This window comes from Streptomyces sp. NPDC020801, from assembly GCF_044334385.1.
GTDB lineage: Bacteria > Actinomycetota > Actinomycetes > Streptomycetales > Streptomycetaceae > Streptomyces.
Genome location: NZ_JBIRST010000008.1, coordinates 106,641 through 127,700 on the forward strand (window position 1 = coordinate 106,641; position 21,060 = coordinate 127,700).

At 72.1% G+C, this 21,060-nt stretch carries 15 protein-coding genes and 2 pseudogenes; 10 read left to right on the forward strand and 7 right to left on the reverse strand.

Annotation, left to right across the window (positions count from 1 at the left end; all coding sequences use genetic code 11):
* Positions 1-105 precede the first annotated feature (105 nt).
* From ACH4UM_RS18315 to ACH4UM_RS18340, 6 genes and pseudogenes are all read left to right on the forward strand, one after another.
* Complete coding sequence (locus ACH4UM_RS18315) at positions 106-870, forward strand: TnsA-like heteromeric transposase endonuclease subunit (RefSeq protein ID WP_398179851.1); 765 nt, start codon at positions 106-108, stop codon at positions 868-870.
* A pseudogene (locus ACH4UM_RS18320) lies at positions 858-2,918 on the forward strand (Mu transposase C-terminal domain-containing protein). Before ACH4UM_RS18315 ends, ACH4UM_RS18320 begins: the two are co-directional and overlap by 13 nt.
* Positions 2,915-3,933 (forward strand): annotated as a pseudogene (locus ACH4UM_RS18325) (AAA family ATPase). The pseudogenes ACH4UM_RS18320 and ACH4UM_RS18325 overlap by 4 nt, the downstream one beginning before the upstream one ends.
* Before the next feature lie 559 nt (positions 3,934-4,492).
* Positions 4,493-4,639, forward strand: a complete 147-nt coding sequence (locus tag ACH4UM_RS18330) for a hypothetical protein (RefSeq protein ID WP_398179854.1) — start codon at positions 4,493-4,495, stop codon at positions 4,637-4,639.
* Positions 4,640-4,799: 160 nt separating this feature from the next.
* Entirely contained in the window at positions 4,800-5,615 is an 816-nt protein-coding gene (locus ACH4UM_RS18335; RefSeq protein ID WP_398180598.1) for a class I SAM-dependent methyltransferase, read from the forward strand.
* Between the two features lie 1,467 nt (positions 5,616-7,082).
* Complete coding sequence (locus ACH4UM_RS18340) at positions 7,083-8,477, forward strand: MFS transporter (RefSeq protein ID WP_398179857.1); 1,395 nt, start codon at positions 7,083-7,085, stop codon at positions 8,475-8,477.
* A 77-nt stretch (positions 8,478-8,554) separates the two neighbouring features.
* On the opposite strand, the gene ACH4UM_RS18345 is transcribed toward ACH4UM_RS18340, so the two are convergent.
* The 4 genes from ACH4UM_RS18345 to lnt form a co-directional block, all read right to left on the reverse strand.
* The gene (locus ACH4UM_RS18345) at positions 8,555-10,492 is read right to left on the reverse strand and encodes a helix-turn-helix domain-containing protein (RefSeq protein ID WP_398180601.1); all 1,938 of its coding nucleotides are present in this window, start codon (positions 10,490-10,492) and stop codon (positions 8,555-8,557) included.
* 319 nt (positions 10,493-10,811) lie between these two features.
* Positions 10,812-11,612 (reverse strand): 3-hydroxybutyrate dehydrogenase, encoded by an 801-nt coding sequence (locus tag ACH4UM_RS18350; RefSeq protein ID WP_398179860.1) that lies wholly within the window; start codon positions 11,610-11,612, stop codon positions 10,812-10,814.
* Positions 11,613-11,666: 54 nt separating this feature from the next.
* Positions 11,667-12,146, reverse strand: a complete 480-nt coding sequence (locus ACH4UM_RS18355; RefSeq protein WP_398179863.1) for an NUDIX hydrolase — start codon at positions 12,144-12,146, stop codon at positions 11,667-11,669.
* A gap of 68 nt (positions 12,147-12,214) precedes the next feature.
* Positions 12,215-13,825 carry an apolipoprotein N-acyltransferase gene (lnt, locus tag ACH4UM_RS18360; protein ID WP_398179866.1) on the reverse strand — a complete coding sequence of 537 codons (1,611 nt, stop codon included), beginning with the start codon at positions 13,823-13,825 and terminating at the stop codon, positions 12,215-12,217.
* Positions 13,826-14,090: 265 nt separating this feature from the next.
* On the opposite strand from lnt, the gene ACH4UM_RS18365 reads away from it, so the two are divergent.
* A complete protein-coding gene (locus tag ACH4UM_RS18365; RefSeq protein WP_398180604.1) occupies positions 14,091-15,170 on the forward strand; it encodes an O-antigen ligase family protein in 1,080 nt (359 codons plus the stop codon).
* A gap of 79 nt (positions 15,171-15,249) precedes the next feature.
* On the opposite strand, the gene ACH4UM_RS18370 is transcribed toward ACH4UM_RS18365, so the two are convergent.
* Together ACH4UM_RS18370 and ACH4UM_RS18375 are read right to left on the reverse strand one after the other, a co-directional pair.
* Positions 15,250-15,792, reverse strand: a complete 543-nt coding sequence (locus ACH4UM_RS18370; protein ID WP_398179869.1) for a hypothetical protein — start codon at positions 15,790-15,792, stop codon at positions 15,250-15,252.
* Between the two features lie 97 nt (positions 15,793-15,889).
* Positions 15,890-16,675 (reverse strand): glutamate racemase, encoded by a 786-nt coding sequence (locus ACH4UM_RS18375; RefSeq protein WP_398179872.1) that lies wholly within the window; start codon positions 16,673-16,675, stop codon positions 15,890-15,892.
* A gap of 57 nt (positions 16,676-16,732) precedes the next feature.
* Here ACH4UM_RS18375 and ACH4UM_RS18380 point away from each other — a divergent pair, with 57 nt between their 5' ends.
* Positions 16,733-17,914 carry a glycosyltransferase gene (locus tag ACH4UM_RS18380; RefSeq protein ID WP_398179875.1) on the forward strand — a complete coding sequence of 394 codons (1,182 nt, stop codon included), beginning with the start codon at positions 16,733-16,735 and terminating at the stop codon, positions 17,912-17,914.
* 18 nt (positions 17,915-17,932) lie between these two features.
* Here the strand turns inward: ACH4UM_RS18380 and ACH4UM_RS18385 are convergent, their stop codons facing one another.
* Positions 17,933-19,312 carry a TerD family protein gene (locus tag ACH4UM_RS18385; RefSeq protein ID WP_398180607.1) on the reverse strand — a complete coding sequence of 460 codons (1,380 nt, stop codon included), beginning with the start codon at positions 19,310-19,312 and terminating at the stop codon, positions 17,933-17,935.
* A 317-nt stretch (positions 19,313-19,629) separates the two neighbouring features.
* Here ACH4UM_RS18385 and ACH4UM_RS18390 point away from each other — a divergent pair, with 317 nt between their 5' ends.
* Positions 19,630-20,067 (forward strand): DUF6643 family protein, encoded by a 438-nt coding sequence (locus tag ACH4UM_RS18390; protein ID WP_398179878.1) that lies wholly within the window; start codon positions 19,630-19,632, stop codon positions 20,065-20,067.
* Between the two features lie 41 nt (positions 20,068-20,108).
* Positions 20,109-20,933 carry an MOSC domain-containing protein gene (locus ACH4UM_RS18395; RefSeq protein ID WP_398179881.1) on the forward strand — a complete coding sequence of 275 codons (825 nt, stop codon included), beginning with the start codon at positions 20,109-20,111 and terminating at the stop codon, positions 20,931-20,933.
* The last annotated feature ends 127 nt before the right edge of the window (positions 20,934-21,060 follow it).

Sequence of the window (21,060 nt, forward strand, 5' to 3'; positions counted from 1 at the left end):
TGTCAGCCCTTCCTGTCCCGTGACAGCGAATCTCGTTCGATTGCCACTGAACTTTGACCACCGGTACGTTCCTGCCACCGAACTTTGACCGTTGCGGTTGGAGGCGTGGTGGGGGCACTGGCTCATGCGTACGGGGATCCGGCGTTATCTGCCTTTGAACTGGACTTTCTTGAGTCTGGTGAGCGTTGTCGCGGGCCGTTGGGGCAGTTGTGGAGTACGCGGTTTGAGGGCGTTCAGCCGGTACGTGAGTTCCGGTGGGCGAAGGGTGGGGAGAGCTTCCCGGGCTGGTACTTCGCGGCGACGACCGCCGGGCATGTGGGCTACGAGTCGTGGCTGGAGCGGGACTGCCTGATCTTGCTGGACCGTGATCCGGAGGTGGTCGGGATCGCCTCGCAGCCGTTCTGGTTGCACTGGCAGGGCGGTCCGGAACAGCGTCGCCATGCGCCTGACTACTTCGTACGCCTTGCTGACGGGCGGGCGAGGGTGGTCGATGTCCGGTCCGCGGACCGGCTGGACGAGCGGACCGGGGAGGCGTTCGCGGCGACGCGTCGGGCCTGTGAGGCGGTGGGCTGGGAGTTTGCGTGGATGGGCACGCCGGAGCCGGTGTTCATGGCGAACATGCGCTGGCTGGCCCGCGACCGGCGGAGCCGCTCGGGACGCCCGGAGGGGTTGGCGGCCTCGCTGGTGGAGGTCTTCGAGGAGCCGCTGCCGTTGTGGTCGGGAGCCGGGCGGGTGGGCGATCGGCTGCAGGTCCTGCCGGTGCTGTTTCATCTGCTGTGGTCCGGGCGGCTGGGCACGGACCTGGAGTCAGCGGTGCTGGGGGCGGACAGTCTCGTCTGGGCCGAGGGGCGGGCGGCATGGGCAGGATGAGGCGGCCGGGGCGGGTCGCGGTCGGTGACCGGGTGCGGTTCGAGGGTCGGATCCGCGGGGTGCTCGCCGTTGCCGCCCAGGGGGTGACGCTGACGGATGGCGAAGAGCCGTATCGGGTCGTGCCGTTGCTCGAGTTGTTCGCGGCGGCCGATTTCGAGGTCATGACCAGCCCGGTTCGGACGCCGTTGCCGGCGGCCTCGCTGTTGGAGGCGTTTCCCGCCCGGGAGGTGGAGAGGGCTCTGTGGTGGGAGGGCCACATCCTGGAGGTCCTGCACGGGTTGCCGCCCGATGCCGGGCCCGGCACGGCGGTCCGGCCTGAGTACGGGCCGGAGCGGTCCTTGACCGCCCGGCAGCGGGCGAAGGCCGCTGAGCTGGCTGTCGCTGGTCACAAGGTCTCTGCCAGTACGGTCGCCCACCGGCGGCGTCGCTACCAGGAACGCGGGGTGCTGGGTCTGGCCGATCACCGGTCGGTCCGCAGGACGGCCGAGTTCGGGGAGGTCGACGATGCGGTGGTGGCCGCGATGCGGCAGGCGATCAAGGAAGCGGTGGACGCCTCGACCCGCACGGGGACGTTCATTTCGTGGCGGACCGGCGAGATCCTCAAAGAGGCACCTGGCGGGCAGGGGGTTGGACTTCCCTCGCAGCGGACGCTCTACCGGCTGCTGGCGAAGCTGACTTCGGGCACTCACACGTCCGGCTCGGCGGTGACCCGCCGGTCCAGGGCCCACGGGGCCACGACTCCGCACGGGGAACTGGCGGTGTTCGCACCGGGCGAGGTCATGCAGATCGACTCCACCCCGCTGGACGTGCTGGTCCTCCTCGACAACGGCGTCACCGGCAGAGTCGAGCTCACCGCCATGATCGATGTCGCGACCAGGACGCTGACCGCGGCGGTGCTGCGGCCGACCACGAAAGCCGTGGACGCCAGCGTGCTGCTGGCCCGCACCGTCACTCCCGAGCTGATGCGGCCTGGCTGGTCGGACGCGCTCAGGATGTCCCGCTCGGTGCTGCCGCACCGCAGGCTGCTGGCCCTGGACGAGCGGCTGGCCCATGCGGCGGCCCGGCCGGTGATCGTCCCGGAGATCATCGTCTGCGATCACGGCAAGGCATTCCTCTCCCGCAACTTCATCTCCTCCTGCCGGTTCCTGGAGATCGAAGTGCAGCCGGCCCACCAGGGCTCGCCCTTCGAGAAGGGGCACATCGAGAAGATGCTGGGCTCGGTGGCCACGCTGTTCGCACAGTTCCTGCCCACCTACCCCGGCCGCAGCAGCGACCACCGCGGCCGGCACCTGGAACGCGAACGAGTGTGGTCCCTGCTGGAGTTGCAGGAGCTTCTGGATGAGTGGATCGTCGCGAAGTGGCAGAACCGCAAGCACGACGGTCTGCGCGATCCGGTCCACCCAGGCCGGCTGTTCACGCCGAACGAGAAGTACGCCGCGTTGGTGGAGGCCTGCGGCTACGTCCCGGTCGCACTCAGCGGCGACGACTACGTCGAACTCCTGCCCGCGGAATGGCGGGTGGTCAACGACTACGGCATCCGGATCAAGAACCGCACCTACGACAGCCGGGCGTTGGGGCCGATGCGCCGCCAGAACTCCGGCGTCCGGGCGAAAACGCGGCCTCTGGGAGGTCCACCGCGACCCCTACGACGTCTCCCGGATCTGGGTACGCAACCACCGCGGTGACAACGAGTGGGTCCCGGCCACCTGGAAGCACCTGAACCGGGCGCCGGTCCCCTTCGGTGACCTGGCCTGGGACCACGTCAGCCACCAGCTGCCCCGCGCCACCGAGGCGGAGATCGCCGACGCGGTCGCCGCCTGCTCACCCGAGCCCACGGCGGCCCGCAGACCGAGCCCGGTCCGGGGCCCGGCAAGCGCGACCGGCGGGTGGTGGCCCGCACGAAAGCCGCAGGTCCGCTCACTCCGGCGTCCGTTGCCGGTGCTCAGACGGAGCCAGACGACGAAGCGGACGAAGGCGAGGAGTCTGTGGCCGAGGTGATCCCGCTCGGACTGTTCGACCCGCTGGAAGACCCCTGGAAGCGCTCATGACGGCATCGTCCGCTCTGCCCCAGGACTCCCAGCGGCACCTGACCACGATCGACGGCTGGCGCCGCTTCGTCGAAGGGCCACCGGGTCCGCCGCCCCGGCTGACCGACGCTCAGTACGACGCGCTGGGCGAGGCCGGCCAGGCGGCCTTCGACGAAGCGCGTCTTGACCATCACGGCCGTCTGCTGGTGGTCGCCACCTCCGTCGTCCGGCACACCGTCGCCACCGGACGCCGCCTGGTCGTGCTGAACCGGCACGCGATCAGTGCACGCCGGGGCCTGATCGTCTCCGGCCCCGCCGGCACCGGGAAGACCATCGCGATCACCCAGCTCGGGCTGTCCCACGAACTACTGGACCGGGCCCGGCACCCCACCGCCACCGACCGCAAACCGGTCATCTACATCACCGTCCCGCCCGCCGCGACACCCCGCATGATCGCGGCCGAGTTCGCCCGTTTCCTCGGGCTGCCGGTGATGGCCCGCATGAACATCACCGACCTCATCGAGTCCGTCGTCGGTGTCTGCACCGACGCCCGCACCGGCATGATCCTGGTCGACGAACTCCACAACATCTCGCTCACCACCCAGCACGGCGCCGAAGTCTCGGACACCCTCAAGTACTTCTCCGAGCGGATCCCCGCGACGTTCATCTACGCGGGCATCGACATCGAGCACGGCAGTCTGCTGACGGGCACCCGCGGGCCCAGATCGCCGGCCGTTTCACGCTGATCCCCACCCACCCCTTCCCTTACAACAGTGAGTGGCGGGGCCTGGTCGCCACCATGGAGAAGGCCCTCGCCCTGCGGCAGCACCGGCCCGGCACCCTGGCGAGACTGGACCGCTACCTGCACGACCGCACCGGCGGCATGATCGGCGCCCTCTCCCACCAGATCCGCGGAGCCGCGATCGACGCGATCTTCAACGGCACCGAGAAGATCACCAAAGCCGGGCTGAAGGCCGTCCCGCTGGACGTCGCCGCCGAATCGCCTCACTTCCGCGGGCCCAGGTCCTCCCGATGACCCACGAGAACGTCCGCGTCCTGCCCTTCCAGGTCCGGCCCCGGTCCGGCGAAGGCATCCGGTCCTTCATCGTCCGCCTGGCCCACGCCAACCATCTTCCGCCCCGCTACCTGCGGACCTACCTCTGCGAACCGCCCGAACATCTCGGTCTTCCCAGCTGGACACGGCTGGCCGCCGCGACCGGCCGCGCCCCGGAGACGCTGGTGGCCACCCTGGAAACGAGGCGTTGCCTGGAGTGCGACGCGGAGATACCGCCCTCCGACGTCATCGGCCGCCAGGCCCTGCGCTGTTCCCAGGCCTGCCGCGAGAAGGCATACCGGAAACGGCATCCGCGGGCTCCAGTTCAGAAGGCCCCCTGCAGAGAGTGCGGGAAGAGCATGAAGATCCAGCCCGGACAGCGCTATCGCCTGTGTTCATCCGCCTCCCGACGCGCCAACTACCTCAAGCACGAAGAAAAGTGGTTAGCCGAGGCAGCCCCGGCTGATCCATCCGGACCACGAGTCTGCCCGGTCTGCGACGGCCCGATGTTCTCAGCAGCACGCCGGACATGCTCAGACCGATGCCGCCAGCGAGCACGTCGCCAACAGCTCAGGCAGCCTCCCGCGAACCCACCTTCTCCACCGCCGGTGACATCGCCGACGCCACAGCCCGCACCGCCACCCCAGCCACCCGAACCAGCCCCCACGGCATCAACGAGACCCTGTGAGACCTGCGGAGGACCATTACCAGCAGGGCGCTGCCAGCAACAACGCCGGACATGCTCACAGCGCTGCCGCCAGAAGGCATACCGGCAGCGGAAGGCGCAGCTGGCCTCCGCCTAGGCTGGCACGGTGACTGATGAGCAGAAGCGGGTGCAGCCGTCGGGAGTGTGGGCCACGGCGGTGGGGGTGGCCCGGGTGCGGGCGCTGGAGACCGAGCGGGAGAACGCGCTGTTCCGCGACCCATTGGCACAGGCCTTCGCCACCGCCGGCGGCCCATGGCCCTCCTCGCCGCCGCTGCCCGATGACGAGGCCGCGCGCCGCCGCCGACTGGCCGTGTCGTTCTCCATCGTCATCAGGACGAAGTTCCTCGATGACCTGTTGCAGCAGGCCTCCGCGTCCGGGGTCCGGCAGGTCGTGCTGCTCGGCGCCGGAATGGACAGCCGGGCCTTCCGGATCGACTGGCCAGAGGGCACCCGACTGTTCGAGGTCGACACCGCCGCGCCACTGGACTTCAAGGCTTCGGTGCTGCGCCAGGAGCGGGCCGTCCCACACTGCGAGCGGATCACCGTCGCGGTGGATCTGCGTGAGGACTGGCCAGGCGCGCTGGCCGCCGCAGGGCACGACCCGACCGTGCCGACCGCGTGGATCGCCGAAGGACTGCTGATCTATCTGCCCGAGGACGCGGTGGAGCTGCTGCTGGCCCGGATCAGCGCGCAGTCGGCGGCAGGCAGTCGGATGGGGCTGACGTTAGGTTCGCGCGGCGTGATCGAGCGCTTCGGCGCGGACGCCGTGCCGGGATCGGCTGCGTCCATGTGGGTCTCGGAGATGCCCGACGACCCGGTGGGCTGGCTGGCCGGGCACGGCTGGGAGGCCGCCAGCCACACCCTGCGCGAGCGCGCTGCCGCCTACGGCCGCCCGATCAGCACCCCGCCGCAGCGCGAGGAGCGGCCCGGCGGACTGCTCTCGGCGGTCCGCCGGTAGAGCGCCTCCAGGCGGTCAAACTTCAGTGGCAATCGGTCAAGGTTCACTGTCACAGGACACTTCCTTCCCGGCGGAAGCGCTCGACCCACTCCGCGATGACCCGCTGGCCGCCAAAGGTGTACCCGACCAGAGAGCGTCCGGACCGGTGTCCGCGGCGGTGTCCGCCAGCGCCTGCCGCATCACCGCTATGGCCCTGTCGATCCCGTGCAGGCCGTCGTCCTGCTGGACGCCAGGAGCGCCCGGAGCAGCTGGCCAAGCTCGGTGTCATGGTGCGACACCGGTACGAGGTGACCCGGCGGACCGGGGACCTGACCGGGGCTGTCGATCTCAGCAGGCAGGCAGGGGCGGAGGCGCCGCCCGGGCATCTGGGGCGGATGGCCGGGGTACATCTGTATGACAGGGTGGCGGCGCAGCGGCCAATCGGTACGTCCGATTTTGACAGGATCGGCGCGCGCTCTGTCGGCCCGTCGGTGTGCGCCATTCTCGCCGGCAGGCGCCGCGGGTGAATTCGCACGATCCGCGCCGACCCATGCAGGCCGAAGCTCTCAGTCACGCGGACCGTCCTCACCCCCGGGGCAGTATGGGCCGTGGATGCCGGGGGCACGTGAGTCAGTCCATCGAGATCACCCCGCCCCAATCGCCCGTCCCTACAGACCTCCATGACGTCGAGCAGCTGAACGGGATGCAGTCCGTACGTTCGCCAGCCAGCTTCCTACGGCAGGTCGCGCGACGACGATGACTCCGGCCGGCGGGCAGCCGTCTCGGGGGGCAGGTGCCTGTCGAGCGTCACGGTCGGCCAAGAGGCAACCGACCGTCCAGGGGCTGGCCTTGCCGTCGGCCTCGTGCGGCCTACCCGCGGACTGGCGCGCCCGCCACCCGAACCGAGACCAAGGTCCGGACCACATGTGGGCCAACGCCCGTCGATCGCAGGTCCAACCTGCATTTCCCCTGCTCAGAGCACGATGCAGGGTGTACTACCAGCAGACGAAGAAACCTGCTGGCATGCATAGGGGCCTCGCCATGTGCGCGGACGCACGAGCCGAGGCGCATCCCTGGTCGGCAGGTCCTGCTCCCCAGCTCGGCAATACCTGGTCGCCACGATGAAGGCGACCACCTACCGAGGTTCGCCCGATCTGACTCAGGTGCCGGAGTTCAACGCAGCGTAGTCAGCACAAAGTCAGCACGGGAGAGGTGAAGACGGTTGATGACGTGGGCTTTTAGTCAGCATCAAACCAGCACGGGAGTGAGTACGGCACCGCCGAATCGTGCCCAATGATGCATCCCGGACACCACCTGCTCCGCCGCCGATCAGGCCCCTGATACTCGGGCTTCGGGACGGAGGCATAGGGGCCGCACGCGCTCTCCACCGTAGAACTATGGCGTCCCACCACATGTGCCCGTGACCTGCACGTTCTTACGGTGTCCCGACACGTACCCGTCCCCACCGCACACGAGGAAGTGGCGCACATGGCCTCCGCAGCATCCGCTCCCCCGACGTCCGAGCAGCCCGCCAACCTGCCCCGGATCGTCGCCGCCAGCCTCATCGGCACCACCATCGAGTGGTACGACTTCTTCCTGTACGGCTCGGCAGCCGCGCTCGTGTTCAACAAGTTGTTCTTCCCGGACTCCGATCCGCTGGTGGGGACGCTGCTGTCGTTCCTGACGTACGCCGTCGGGTTCGCGGCGCGGCCGCTGGGTGCGCTGGTGTTCGGGCACTACGGCGACCGGCTGGGACGCAAGAAGCTGCTGGTGCTGAGCCTGCTCATGATGGGCGCGGCGACGTTCGCGATCGGGCTGCTGCCCACCCACGCCACTGTCGGGAGCGCGGCTCCGGTGCTGCTCACCACGCTGCGTCTGATCCAGGGCTTCGCGCTCGGTGGCGAGTGGGGCGGAGCGGTGCTGCTGGTGTCCGAGCACGGTGACGCGCGGCGGCGCGGGTTCTGGGCCTCGTGGCCGCAGACCGGGGCGCCCGCGGGGCAGTTGCTCGCCACCGGTGTGCTGTCGCTGCTGACTGCCGTGCTCTCCGACTCCGCCTTCGGCAGCTGGGGGTGGCGGATCCCGTTCCTGCTGTCCGGCGTACTCGTCCTCATCGGTTTGTGGATTCGTCTCTCTGTCGATGAATCGCCCGTGTTCCAGCAGGCATTGGCGCACGCCGAGGCGCGCAAGGCTGCACAGACGGGCGAGGCCGAGAAGCTGCCGCTCGTGTCCGTTCTGCGGCATCACTGGCGCGACGTGCTGGTGGCCATCGGGGCACGGATGGCGGAGAACATCAGCTACTACGTCATCACCGCCTTCATCCTCGTCTACGCCACCACCTCCGCCGGCGTCTCCAAGCAGACCGCGCTCAACGCCGTACTGATCGCCTCCGCCGTGCACTTCGCGGCCATCCCGGCCTGGGGTGCCCTCTCGGACCGGATCGGGCGCCGTCCGGTGTATCTGCTGGGCGCGGCCGGGGTCGGCCTGTGGATGTTCCCGTTCTTCTCCCTCATCGACACCGGCGGCTTCGGCAACCTGATCCTCGCGGTGACCGTGGGTCTGGTGCTGCACGGCGCCATGTACGCCCCGCAGGCAGCCTTCTTCTCCGAGATGTTCTCGACCCGGATGCGCTACTCGGGCGCCTCCATCGGCGCGCAGTTCGCCTCCGTCGCCGCGGGCGCGCCCGCGCCGCTGATCGCCACAGCCCTGCTCTCCGACTACGGCAGCTCCACCCCGATCGCCCTGTATGTGATCGCGGCGGCCGTGCTGACGCTGATCGCGGTGGGCGTGGCCAAGGAGACGCGGCACCGCGACCTCGCCGCCGTGGATGCCTCCGACGCGGCCGAGCCCCGGGCCGCCCGGGCGGCCGGCGCACGCACCGTCTGATCCCCCGCTCCCGCCCGGCCGGTCCGGCCCCCGTGCGCCGATGCGTGCGGGGGCCGGCGCCGTGCCTGGACCGTCTGTCAGCGCCTTGTCGGCGCCGACAGCCGGTGCAGGCGCAGGGCCAGCTGGATTTCCAGGGCTCGGGCCGGGGTCTGCCAGTCGTCGCCCAGCAGCCGCCCGACACGCTCCAGTCGCTGGGCAACGGTGTTCACATGGACGTGCAACTCGTCCTTGGTACGGGCCGGGCTCATGCCGCAGGTGAAGTACGCCTCCAGGGTGCGTATGAGATCCGTGCCGCGGCGCTCGTCGTAGGCGACGACGCGGCCGACGGTGCGGTCGACGAAGCCGGCGATGTCCCGGTCGCCCGCGAGCAGCAGCCCGAGGAAGCCGAAGTCCTCCGCGGCGGCGCCGTCGCCGGCGCGGCCGAGCAGCCGAAGTGCTTCCAGACAGCGGCGTGCCTCCTCGTAGGCGGCCGTGACGGTGTCCGGGCCGGTGGCCAGGTACTCGACGGGGGCGGATGCGCCGACGGTGACCGCCTCGTGCACGGCGGTGCCCAGGTGGCGGGCGGTGCGGCGGGCCAGCTCCGTCGCGCTGTCGCCGTGCTTCAGGGGCAGCAGCAGGACGGTGCCGCCGTCGCGTGCGGCGGCCAGGCCCTGCCGGGTGGCGGCCAGGTGGGAGGCCGCGGACCACAGCCGGCGGCGGGCCTCGGCCTCCTGGTCGGCGTCGGGGGCCGGGGCGTCGAGGCGGGCGGCGAGGACGACGTGTGTGGCGTCGAGGTCGGCGTGCAGCCGGGTGGCGCGCTCGCGCAGCAGGCGCGGGTCACGGTCCCGGGCGTCCAGAAGGTCGTCCAGCAGCTCGCCGCGGACGCGCTGTTCGGCCTCGGCGGCCGAACGCCGGGCGAGCAGCAGCAGCGAGGTGACCATCGCGGCGCGTTCCAGGGTGCGCTGGTCGACCGGGTCGAGGCCGGGGTGGCCACGCAGGACGAGCGCGCCGAGCAGTTCGCCGCCGGCCGCGACCGCGGCGATCCAGTCGTCGCCGTGCCGCACCGCGTGTCCCTCGGCGCGTGAGGCCTCCAGGGCGCCGACGGGTGCGGCGGTGGCCTCGGTGAAGTCGACGGTACCGGCGAGGACCTGGGAGACTGCGGCGGCCACGTCCTGGACTCCACCGCCGCGCAGGACGAGTTCGGCGAGCCGGTCGTGCACGTCCGAGGCGCGTTCGATGACCGCGCTGCGGTCGCGGATGATCTCGTTGGCCCGCTCCAGGCCGGCGAGGGCCGAGCGGGTCTCGGTGAGCAGGTTGGCACTGTCGATGGCGGCCGTGGCGAGGGCCGCGAAGGAGCCGAGCAGGGCGATCTGCTCCCGTTCGAAGACGCGGGCCCGCCGGTCGGCCGCGAACAGGACGCCGATCACGTGCGGCCCCAGCATCAGCGGCACCCCGAGGATGGCGACCAGGCCCTCGTCCTGTACGCCCGCGTCGATGGTGCCGGTGTGCTGGAAGCGGGCGTCCTTGAAGTAGTCGTCGGTGACGTAGGGGCGGGCCGTCTGCGCGACCAGGCCGCCCAGCCCCTCCCCCATCCCCAGCCGCAGCTGCTGGAAGCGCGCCGCCACCGAGCCCTCGGTGACGCGCATGTACGTGTCGCCGCGCGCCGGGTCGTTCAGGGTGAGGTAGGCGACGTCCGTGCCGAGCAGCGAACGGGCGCGCTGCACGATGGCCTGCAGTACCGAGTCCAGGTCTCTGAGGCCCGCCAGGTCGTGGGCGGTCTCGAACAGGGCCGACAGCTCCGCCTCGCGGCGCCGGCGACCCTCCAGCTCCGCACGCACGCGCAGCGCGAGCAGCTTGGCGTGTTCGAGCGCGCCGATCCACTCGGCCGACCGCCCTTCGGCGCGGGCGAGCAGCACCGGCTGCTCGTACGCGGCAGCGGGCGCGCCCCGGGCGAGCAGCTCGAGGAAGGGCACCCCGGCGCCACCGCCCGGCACGCTCCCGGTACCGCCCGGCACATCGGTGGCACCACCGGGCATGTCCGTGCCACCGCCCGGCACGCCCGCGCCACCGCCCGGCACGCCCGCGCCACCGCCCGGCACGTCCGTGGTGCTGCCGGACATGTCCGGGCCGGCGCCCGCTCCGGCGGCCGCGCGGGCCGGCAGGGCAGGGCTGCCGCCCGGCAGGCCGGCGCCGCGCTCGGGCCGGACACCGGCGCCGGCCGTTGTCCCCGTGCCGGTGGCGGGTCGGTCGGCGGACTGCAGGTGATCGCTGGACATGCTCACAGGATTCCCCATCGCCCCCTCGTCCGGTGAGCCCTGTGGAAAACCCGGGAGCGGGCCGGATCGAGGCGGTCGGTCAGTGCGCGCTCCAGCCGCCGTCGAGGACCAGCGAGGTGCCGGTGACGAAGGACGCCTGCGGGCCGCACAGATACGCCATGGCCTCCGCGACCTCCTCCGGTTCGATCAGCCGCTTGACCGCGCTGTCCTGCAGGAGCACCTCGGACAGCACGCGCTCCTCGGGGATGCCGTGCGCCTGTGCCTGGTCGGCGAGCTGCTTCTCGACCAGGGGGGTGCGCACATAGGCGGGGTTCACGCAGTTCGAGGTGACGCCGTGCGGAGCGCCTTCCAGGGCGGTCGTCTTGGACAGTCCCTCCAGGCCGTGCTTGGCCGCCACGTACGCCGACTTGTAGGCGGAGGCACGCAGGCCGTGCACGGAGGAGATGTTGACGATCCGGCCCCACTTCTGCCCGTACATGTGCGGCAGGGCGCCGCGGATGAGCCGGAACGGCGCCTCCAGCATCACGGTCAGCACGGTGTGGAAGACCTCGGGCGGGAACTCCTCGATGGGGCGCACCAGTTGCAGCCCGGCGTTGTTGACCAGCACGTCGGTGCCGGCGGCCGCCTGCTCGGCGGCGTCCAGGTCGGTGAGGTCGAGGACGTGCGGCTCGAGGCTGCCGGCGAGACCGCCGGACTCACCGGCCAGCGCCTCCAGGCCGGCCGCGTCCCGGTCGACGGCCCTGACCTTGGCCCCCGCGGCGGCCAGCCGCAGCGCGCAGGCGCGGCCGATGCCGCTCGCGGCGCCGGTGACGAGCGCGGTGCGGCCGCCGAGGTCGAGCGAGGGGGCGTGGGGGCCCGGGAGAGCGCTGGACGAGGTCATGTCTTGAGCCTAGGTAGCGCTCCTACCGGACTACATGTGGTGCCACCCCATACTTCATTCAAAAGTCGTGGGCTGGAACCATGTGGGTTCATCGGAAAGGGCCTGCTTGATCCGAACGTAGTGCCGCTCGTCCATCTTCGGCAGCGCGTCCACCTCGAACCAGCCGACCTGCAGGGACTCGTCGTCGTTGACGCACGCCTCGCCGCCGACGGCCCGGCAGCGGAAGGTGATGTCCATGAACTGGCAGATGTCGCCGTTGCCGAAGGTGACCGGCTTCCCGGACTTCACCATCACGATCCGCTCGGGCACGCACCGTACGGCGGTCTCCTCGTACACCTCCCGCACGGCGCAGGTCGCGGGCTGCTCGCCGGGCTCCGGGATGCCGGAGATCAGTGCCCACTCGTGGTTGTCCGCGCGCTGGCCCAGCAGGACCCTGCCCCGGTCGTCGAAGACGACGGCGCTGACCCCGGGCAGCCACAGCAACTGGTGGCCGGCGGTGGCGCGGATGGTGCGGATGAAGTCAGGAGTGCCCATGGACCGACCCTAACCGGCCATGTCCCCTCACCATGGCGCACTCCCCGCGGCGCGGGCCCGGCGTACGGCTACGCGTTCCGGGCGCGCCGCCCGCGCACACCGGCCCCGATCGCCCAGCCCAGGCCGCCCGCGGCGACCAGCACCAGGGCGATCTCCGGCAGGATGCCCAGCTCGGTCGCGGGTGTCTTCGAGGAGCGCAGCGGCACCTTCTGGACGAGGTAGGCGGGCACGAACATGCCGGTCTTCTGGGTGATCCGCCCATCGGGCATGATGATCGCGCTGACCCCGCTGGTCACCGGCACGGTGACAGTCCGGCTGTGCTCGACCGCGCGGATACGGGACATGGCGAGCTGCTGGTAGGTCATCTCGCTGCGGTCGAAGGTCGCGTTGTTGCTCGGCACGGAGATCATCTGGGCGCCGTGGGTGACCGTGTCCCGCACGGCCCAGTCGAAGGCGGCCTCGTAGCAGGTGGCCAGGCCGATCCTGGTGCCGTGCACGTCGAACACGCCCGGCTTGCTTCCCCGGCTGAAGTCCTGCCGGACCATCGAGGTCCAGTTCTTGTTGATCGACCCGAGCAGCGAGCGCAGCGGCAGGTACTCGCCGAAGGGCTGGACCTGCCGTTTGTCGTAGGTCTGCTCGGGTCCCTTGACCGGGTCCCACAGGATCTGCTCGTTGAGCAGTTCACCGTCCCGCTCCACGACCCCGCCGACGGAGACGGGCGCCCCGACCGCCTTGGCGGCCCGGTCTATGACGAAGCGCGCGTCGGCGTTGGCGAACGGGTCGATGTCGGAGGAGTTCTCCGGCCAGAGCACGAAGTCGGGCCGGGCGGCCTTGCCCGCCTTCACCGCCTCGGCCAGCCGCTGCGTCTCACGCGCGTGGTAGTCGAGCACGGCCCGTCGCTGGGCGTTGAACTCCAGGCCCGAGCGGGGCACGTTGCCCTGGATGAGCGCCACGGTCGCGGTGCCGTTCTCCGCCTTGTCGCTCACCAGGGGCCGGGCGGCCACCGCGCCCGCCACCGGAACGGCGACACTCAGCAGGGCCACGGTCGCGGCCGGCCGCCGTGGCGCGCTGGTGCGCCGCCCCTCCACCGCCAGGCGGACGGCCTCGCACAGGCCGAAGCCGCACAGCACGACCGCGAAGCCCAGCACCGGCGTACCGCCCACCGCGGCCAGCGGCAGGAACACGCCGTCCGCCTGGCCGAAGGCGATCTTGCCCCAGGGGAAGCCGCGGAACGGCACGCGTGCGCGTACCGCCTCACCGGCGATCCACACGGCGGCCGCCCAGACCGGCCAGGCGGGCAGCTTCGACACCGCGGCGATGCCCGCGGCCACCAGTGCGACGAAGACCGCCTCCACCGCGACGAGCGCCAGCCACGGGCCGGCACCGACCTCGACCCCGGTCCACACCAGCAGCGGCAGCAGGAACCCCAGGCCGAAGAGGTAGCCGAGGCCGAGAGCCGCCTTCCAGCCACGGCCGCGCAGCACCCGGCCGAGGACGGCGAAGGCCGGCAGGGCCAGCCACCACAGGGTGCGCGGCGGGAAGCTGACGTAGAGGAGCACGCCGGAGAGCGCAGCGGCGGCGGCAGGTACGAGCCGTACGAGGCGCCCGCTCCAGGGAGCAGGCTCGGTCTGCGGCCGCAGCCGGTCCGACTCGTCGACGGAAGTTGCGGTGACGGTCACCCCGGGAGTGTACGGCGGGTGACCTTGACACGGACAGCACGGGCCGTGGGCGCACGAGGCGACGGGCCCCACCGGCCCTGCCGCCGCCGGCCGCCGCCCCGCGGACGCGCGCGTTGTTCGGTGCGGGGCGTCCACAATCCGGTCATCAGCCGTTACGGTGTGCCGGAGCCCCCGGTCCGCGGCAGCTCGCGGCCGGCGGGACGGGTGTCGGGCAGGGGTCGGGGGCGACCGGGGTTGCGGGGGGCGATGGGTGCGGTCCACGGAGATGACGTCCGTCGGCGGGGCGGACGACGGAAGACAGCCGGACGAAGACAGACGAAACGTTTCTGACGCGGTCGGCGTGGTGGTGCTCGGCGCCTGCGCCGTCTGGTCTCTGATCAGCGGTGCACTGCACGAGGGCCGCCCCGAGGGCGTGCTGCTCGCGGTCCTGGCCGTGGCCGCCGGCTACGCCACGGGCCGGATCTGCGGGGCGCTGCTGCCGGTCGCCGCGCCCTGCGCCGGGGCGCTGGCCGGCCTGGGGCTCGCGGTGGCGGTTCCGGGACTGGCCCCGGGGCCGCGGTTCGCCGCGCCGCTGGGACACGCCGGCGCCACCGCCGGCGTGCTGACCCTGTCGGCGGGCGCCGCCTGCTGCGCCGCCTGGGCCGCGTCCGCTCCGGTTCTTCGCCTCGCGCTGCGCGCGCTGACGGTCGCGATCGCCGCGACCGCGGCCGTGCTCGGCTCCGGCACCGGGGTCGTCTCCTGTGTCGCGGTACTGCTCTGCTCGCTCGCCGCCGGCCGGGTGCGCCGCCGTGGCCCCGGCATCGCGGGCCTCGCCCTGGTGGCCGCCGCAGTGACCGGGGCGAGCTGGGCGGTCGCCGCCCGTGTGCTGCCCGGCGGGCTCGCCGAGTCCCTGGACGGCCAGCTCACGCAGCACCGTGTGGAGCTGTGGCGGGACGCACTGCACCTGGTCCACCGGAACGCCGGCCTGGGCGTGGGGCCGGGCCGTTTCGGGGAGTTCGGCCCGACGGCCGCGCAGTCGCTGCAGCCCGACGGCAAGCCGCACTCGGCGCTGTGGCAGCAGGCGGCCGAGCAGGGGGTGGTCGGCATGGTGCTGCTGGCGGCGGCGTACGGCTGGGTGCTGTTCGCACTGTGGCGCACGGCGCGGCCCACGCCGGTCGCGCTCACCGCGGGCTCGGCGCTGACGGCCCTGGCGGTGATCGCCGCGGTCGGTGACGCGCTGAGCTTCACCGCGGTGTCGGTGGGGGCGGGTCTGCTGGCGGGGTTGGCCACGGCGCGCCCGCTGGCCGAGGAGGCCGGGACACCGCCGGCCGGGGCACGGCCACGACGGGACCGGCTGACGCCGTGAGGGCGGGGCCGGGGGTTTCGGGGGTGGTGCGGGCCCCGGGTCCGCCACGGTGGGCGTGACGTCCGGAAGGTCCGGACGTTCAGACGCGGCCGGGGGCCGGCGGTCGCAGCCGGTCCCTGATCACGCGGACCGCCGACTCGGCATTGTCGATCGTGATCGTGAACGTGTGACCGTCCCACAGCCGCAGCACGATGCCCTCACCGCGCCGTACGACGACCGCGGTGCCCTTCTCGGGCCGCCAGCGGTAGCCCCAGCCACCCCACTGCCGCGGGGTGACGTGGGGCGCGAACTCGGCACCCGCGACGTGCGTCAGAGGAATGCGCCGGCGGGGCAGGCCGATGTGGCCGCAGCGCACCTCCAGGGACTCCTTGTCCACCTTCAGCGCGACGTGGACGAAGGCGAGGGTGCCGAAGAGGACCAACAGCCCGGCCGCGATGCAGCCCACGACGGACATCACCAGCGGAGCGATGCCGGAGGTCCAGGCGGAGTCGACGGCCAGCTCGATGCCCAGTGCCAGGCAGGCGGCGCCGACGAGCGCCAGCAGCCACTGGATCCGGTTGGTGGCCCGTCCGGTCCAGACATCGGGGTGCGTGCCGCTGTCGCTGCGGCGGTGGTCCCTCATGTCAACGAGGTTACTCAGGTTTCCCCGCGCGGGTAGCGCGTCACACACGGTGCGTGTCCCGGCGGGCGCTTCAGCGCGGGCCCGGGGCGGGCGCGGGTCAGCGGGCGGGGGTGACCGCCTTCAGGAGACGGCCCTCGTGGTAGGTCAGGGCGGTCCCGGGCAGCTCGGCCTCCCGTCCGCTGAGCAGCACCGTGAGGGTGCTGCTGCCGACGGCTTCCGGGGCGGGGTCCGCGCCGATCCTGCGCAACGCCTGGGCCGCGACCGCCCCGGCGGAGCCGTGCAGGATCAGCGGAGCACGACCGGGCTTCTGAACGGCGGCCCGGATTCGCTCGGCCACCAGCTCGTAGTTGGTGCACCCCAGAACGACGGTGGTCACGTCGTCGGGCGTGCGTGCCGCGGCCGCGGCGACCGCCGCCTCGACGGCCGCCTCGTCCGCGTGGTGCACGGCGTCGGCGAGCCCGGGGCACGGCACCTCGGTGACGGTCACGCCGTCGGCGAACTGCTCGATCAGGTTGCGCTGGTAGGGGCTCCCGGTGGTGGCGGGAGTCGCCCAGATGGCGACAGGTCCGCCCCCCGCGGCGGCCGGCTTGATCGCCGGGACGGTGCCGATGATCGGCAGGACCGGTTCGAAACGGGCGCGCATCACCGGCAGTGAGTGCACGGAGGCCGTGTTGCAGGCGACGATCAGAACGTCGGGGTCGTGCGCGGCAGCCGCCTCGGCCACGGCCAGCGCCCGCTCGGTGATGTCCTCCGGAGTGCGCGGGCCCCAGGGCATCCCGTCGGGGTCCCAGGAGAGGACCAGATCCGCGTCCGGCCGCAGACGGTGCACCGCGGCGGCGGCAGGGAGCAGCCCGATTCCGGAGTCCATGAGCGCGATCTTCACCCGGCCACGATAGACGATGCCCTCCGGTGCACGACCCCGGTGGGGCAGACTGCGTGGGTGAGCGTGATCGTGTGGACCGCCGTCGGATCACTCGCCGCATGGCTGTGGTTGCTGCTCGGCCAGGGCTTCTTCTGGCGTACGGATGTCAGGCTGCCGTTGGGTTCGGAGCCGGCCCCGGGCGACTGGCCGCCGGTGTGCGTCGTGGTCCCCGCGCGGGACGAGGCCGCCGTCCTGCCCAGGAGCCTCCCCTCCCTCCTCGCCCAGGACTATCCCGGGCGGGCGGAGGTCTTCCTGATCGACGACGGCAGCGGCGACGGCACCGGGGAACTGGCCCGGGAACTGGCGCAGGGCGGCGGTGGACTGCCGCTGACCGTGGACTCGCCGGGCGAGCCGCCCGCGGGCTGGACGGGCAAACTGTGGGCCGTACGGCACGGCATCGCGCTGGCACGCGCGCGTGCCCCCGAGTACCTGCTCCTGACGGACGCGGACATCGCCCATGCCCCGGGCAGCCTGCGCCACCTGGTGGCGGCGGCGCGCACCGGGGGCTACGACGTCGTCTCGCAGATGGCCCGGCTGCGGGTGGAGAGCCTGTGGGAACGACTCGTCGTACCGGCGTTCGTCTACTTCTTCGCTCAGTTGTATCCCTTCCGCCGGATCGGCCGCAGGGACGCGCGAACGGCGGCGGCCGCGGGCGGTTGCGTGCTGCTGCGCACCGAGGCGGCCGAGCGGGCGCGGATCCCGGAGGCGATCCGGCACGCCGTGATCGACGACGTGGCCCTCGCGCGGGCGGTCAAGGGCGGCGGTGGCCACATCTGGCTGGGGCTCGCCGAGCGGGTGGACAGCGTGCGCCCCTACCCGCGGCTCGGCGACCTGTGGCGGATGGTCTCACGCAGCGCCTACGCGCAGTTGCGCCACAACCCGCTGCTGCTGCTCGGCACGGTCGCCGGACTGGCGCTCGTCTATCTGGTGCCGCCGGTGGCGCTGGTCGCGGGGCTGGCGGCGGGCAGCGCGTGGGCGGCGGCCGCCGGTGGCCTGGCCTGGCTCGTGATGACGGCGACGTACGTTCCGATGCTCCGCTACTACCGCCAGCCGCTGTGGCTCGCTCCGCTGCTGCCGTTCACCGCGTTCCTCTATCTGCTGATGACCGCCGACTCGGCGGTGCAGCACTACCGGGGCCGGGGTGCGGCCTGGAAGGGTCGCACCTACGCGCGCCCGGACGCCCTGCCCGACGAGGGCTGACCGCTCCGGGCCGCCGGCTCACTTGCGGCCGGGGGTCCAGTTCATGCCCCAGCCATAGGCGTGGTCGATGGTGCGCTGAGGACTCACCCCGCGCTCGGGCACCAGGTAGCGCGCCTCCCGCTGGACGACGAGGTCGCCCCCGGTGTGGGTGATCAGGGCCAGCGCGCACACCGTGGAGGGGACCGTGCACTCGTCGAGGGAGAAGTCGATCGGGGCGCCGTGCTGGGGCTGGAGGGTGACCGTGGCATGCAGGTCGGCGAAGGAGCGGGCTCCTTCGTAGATGGTCACGAAGACGAGGATGCGACGGAAGTCGTCCCGGTGGTCGAGGTTGATGGTGAGGTTCTCGCCGGTGGCCACGGCGCCGGTGCGGTCGTCGCCGTCGAGGTGGATGTACGGGGGCCGGTGCAGTGAGCCGAAGGCGTTGCCCAGGGCCTGGACGACGCCTTTGCGGCCGTCCGACAGCTCGTAGAGGGCGCACAGGTCGAGGTCGAGGTCCGCGTGCATCGCGACCGCCCGGCCGCGCTTGCTGCCCCAGCCGGAGAACTGTTTGCGCACCTCCCAGTTGAGGTTCACGCGCATGGCACCGGAGGTGCCGCCCTGCTTGGCCAGCGACACGGACGGAGCCGCCTTGGTGAGCGTCACCTTGGTCAGCCGGACCGGAGAGGCGACGGGCGCCGACGGCGCGGGCACAGCGGGCGGAGACACGGCGGGCGGAGACACGGCGGGCGGGGACACGGCGGGCGGGTGTGCCACCGGCGGCGGCAGGGGCACGGGCGGTCCGGCGGGGGGCGCCGTCGCGGCAGGGGCCTGAGCCGCCGGCGGGTGCGGCGGCGTGTGCCGGGGCGACGGGGACGGGGCGGAAGGCGGCGCGGGGTGCTGGGGCTCGTCCACGGTGATGCCGAAGTCGGTGGCCAGGCCCTCCAGCCCGCTGCTGTAGCCCTGGCCCACGGCGCGGAACTTCCAGGCGCCCTGGCGGCGGTAGAACTCGCCCAGCAGGAACGCCGTCTCGACACTGGCACCGGCGCTGTCGAAGCGGGCGACCACCGTGTCCAGGGCCGCGTCCCGTACCTCGATGTACAGGTCGGGCACCTGGCCGAACGTCCCGCCGTCCGCCGAGGCGGCGAGCACCACCCGTTCGATCGCACCCTCCACGCGCGCGAGGTCGACGAGGAGCGTGTCGGTCACCCGGCCGCCCGCATTCCGCTTGCCCTCGTGGCGGACCGTGCCGGAGGGGTGCGCCGGCTGGTTGTAGAAGACGAAGTCCGCGTCGGAGCGCACCTTTCCGTTCACCAGCATCAGCGCCGAGGCGTCGGCGTCGGGGACGCCCGGCCCGGATCGCCAGCCCAGCTCGACGCGCAGGGCCGTGGCCGGCACCGGCGTGTTCGATCCCTTCGGCATTGACATGTTCGCCCCCATCACGTGTCGGCCGGGCGGTGCCCCGGCAGTCCGTCGGCTCGCTGCCCGTCCCGGCGTCGGCTCGCCATCCGTCCCAACCTATTCCCGGGAGAGCCGAACTCCCACGAGAAGCTCCGGAACACGGCCGTCCAACCGCCGGTAACCCGCCGGGAGCTCGGGCTTTACACGATCTCGAGGCCGATTGACGCCCTTTTTTGCCAACTTCGCTCGCATTGGGGATCCCGCGTCACCGCCGACACGGAAAACAACCCTCTTATCGGTCTCCCCAACCAGCACATCGTGGGCTTAACTTATGTGCCATGACCTCCCCCCGCTCCACTTATGGCGGCGGCTACTACTCCGCCTCCTTCCCGGACACTCCGATCTACGACTCGCTCGTGGCCGAGCGGGGCACCCCGCAGATCGCCCCGATCCGGGTCCCCGCGCCGTACGACACGGGAATGGGCGGTTACCTGCCCGCGCTCCCCTCGGCGCTGCCCGCCCTCCCGGCGGCACCGTCCCAGCCCTCCTACGGCTACCCGCAGGCGCCGCAGCCCGCCCCGCTGCAGCAGGCGCCCGCGGCGTACATCCCGCAGCAGGCCACCGCACCGCGCGGGTACCCCGGCCCGCAGCAGCCGCAGCCGCCGCGCCCGATGATGAACGGCACCGGCTACGAGGCGATGCGTCCCGCGGCTCCCCGTCCCGCCGCGGCGCCTTACCAGGACCCGTACAACAACCAGCAGTACCGCGGTTACTGATCCGTCCCCCCGCTCTCCGTGTCACCTGGCAGGATGAGGTCATGGGGCATGCGGAGCTGCGGTCGATACATCTCTACCCGGTCAAGGCGTTCCGGGGCAGCGCGCCCCGGGAGGCCGTCGTGGAGCCCTGGGGGCTGTCCGGGGACCGGCGCTGGGTGCTGATCGACGACGGGGGAAAGGTCCTCACCCAACGCCGGCACCCTCACCTCGCGTTGGCCGCCGCCGAGCTCGAGCCCGGCGGCGGCGTTCGCCTGTCCGCGCCCGGACACGAGCCGATCACGGTGCCCGTTCCGGGGCCGGGCGCCACGGTGACGGTCGACATCTTCGGCGACAAGGTCGAGGCCGTCCCTGCCGGCGCCGCCGCGCACGCCTGGTGCAGCCGTTGGGCAGGAGCGGACGTCCGCCTCGTGCACATGGACGACCCCGCCACGCGCCGGCCCGTCGACCCGGACCACGCGCTGCCGGGCGAGACGGTGAGCTTCGCCGACGGCTTCCCGCTGCTGCTCACGGCCCTGTCCTCGCTCGACTCGCTCAACTCGCTGATCGCCGAGGGCGACCACGCCGAGGAGGGCCCACTGCCCATGAACCGGTTCCGGCCGAGCATCGTCGTGGCCGGCACCCCCGCCTGGGCCGAGGACGACTGGTCGCGCATCGCCATCGGCGAGGTCGCCTTCCGGGTGGCCAAGCCGTGCGGCCGGTGCGTGGTGACCACCACCGACCAGGCCACCGCGAAGCGCGGCAAGGAACCCCTGCGCACGCTCGGCCGCCACCGCCGCTTCGGCGGCGAACTGGTCTTCGGGCAGAACCTGGTGCCCGAGTCGACCGGCACCATCCGGCTCGGTGACCCGGTCACGATCCTCGAGTGATCCCCCTCCCCGCTCGGGAACCCCGCGCCGGAGCCCGGTCGTTGGGATTGCGTGAGGCGTGTCCGAGAGTCCGCGGGCAGAGGTGATTTCGCTCTCTCTTCGACCGGGTTCACGGATGAACGGCTCC

What these genes read in the sequence shown, in the direction of transcription:
- ACH4UM_RS18330 (WP_398179854.1), top strand. Translation starts at nt 4,493, where the DNA reads ATGCCGCCAGCGAGCACGTCGCCAACAGCTCAGGCAGCCTCCCGCGAA.
- ACH4UM_RS18340 (WP_398179857.1), top strand. Translation starts at nt 7,083, where the DNA reads ATGGCCTCCGCAGCATCCGCTCCCCCGACGTCCGAGCAGCCCGCCAAC.
- ACH4UM_RS18345 (WP_398180601.1), bottom strand. Translation starts at nt 10,492, where the DNA reads ATGCCCGGTGGTGCCACCGATGTGCCGGGCGGTACCGGGAGCGTGCCG.
- ACH4UM_RS18350 (WP_398179860.1), bottom strand. Translation starts at nt 11,612, where the DNA reads ATGACCTCGTCCAGCGCTCTCCCGGGCCCCCACGCCCCCTCGCTCGAC.
- ACH4UM_RS18355 (WP_398179863.1), bottom strand. Translation starts at nt 12,146, where the DNA reads ATGGGCACTCCTGACTTCATCCGCACCATCCGCGCCACCGCCGGCCAC.
- ACH4UM_RS18365 (WP_398180604.1), top strand. Translation starts at nt 14,091, where the DNA reads ATGACGTCCGTCGGCGGGGCGGACGACGGAAGACAGCCGGACGAAGAC.
- ACH4UM_RS18370 (WP_398179869.1), bottom strand. Translation starts at nt 15,792, where the DNA reads ATGAGGGACCACCGCCGCAGCGACAGCGGCACGCACCCCGATGTCTGG.
- ACH4UM_RS18385 (WP_398180607.1), bottom strand. Translation starts at nt 19,312, where the DNA reads ATGCCGAAGGGATCGAACACGCCGGTGCCGGCCACGGCCCTGCGCGTC.
- ACH4UM_RS18390 (WP_398179878.1), top strand. Translation starts at nt 19,630, where the DNA reads ATGACCTCCCCCCGCTCCACTTATGGCGGCGGCTACTACTCCGCCTCC.
- ACH4UM_RS18395 (WP_398179881.1), top strand. Translation starts at nt 20,109, where the DNA reads ATGGGGCATGCGGAGCTGCGGTCGATACATCTCTACCCGGTCAAGGCG.